The organism is Halioglobus sp. HI00S01, from assembly GCF_001635445.1.
Taxonomy (GTDB): Bacteria; Pseudomonadota; Gammaproteobacteria; order Pseudomonadales; family Halieaceae; genus Halioglobus; species Halioglobus japonicus.
In genome coordinates, this window is record NZ_LWEE01000348.1 from 1 (window position 1) to 703 (window position 703).

Sequence of the window (703 nt, forward strand, 5' to 3'; positions counted from 1 at the left end):
GATGATTGGAGCTTGCTCCATGATTCAGCGGCGGACGGGTGAGTAATGCCTAGGAATCTGCCTGGTAGTGGGGGACAACGTTTCGAAAGGAACGCTAATACCGCATACGTCCTACGGGAGAAAGTGGGGGATCTTCGGACCTCACGCTATCAGATGAGCCTAGGTCGGATTAGCTAGTTGGTGAGGTAAAGGCTCACCAAGGCGACGATCCGTAACTGGTCTGAGAGGATGATCAGTCACACTGGAACTGAGACACGGTCCAGACTCCTACGGGAGGCAGCAGTGGGGAATATTGGACAATGGGCGAAAGCCTGATCCAGCCATGCCGCGTGTGTGAAGAAGGTCTTCGGATTGTAAAGCACTTTAAGTTGGGAGGAAGGGCAGTAAGTTAATACCTTGCTGTTTTGACGTTACCGACAGAATAAGCACCGGCTAACTTCGTGCCAGCAGCCGCGGTAATACGAAGGGTGCAAGCGTTAATCGGAATTACTGGGCGTAAAGCGCGCGTAGGCGGGTGCCTAAGCCGGATGTGAAAGCCCCGGGCTTGAGCTGGGTCCTGCAGCTGACACGGGGCGACTAGAGTACGAGAGCGGGGGGGAGAAATCCACGTGTAGCGGTGAAATGCGTAGATATGTGGAGGAATACCAGTGGCGAAGGCGGCTCCCTGGCTTGATACTGACGCTGAGGTGCGAAAGCGTGGGGA

1 rRNA gene is annotated in these 703 nt (G+C 55.0%); it reads left to right on the forward strand.

The window, feature by feature from the left end:
- Positions 1-703 (forward strand): 16S ribosomal RNA (locus tag A3709_RS20890); the annotation flags it as partial.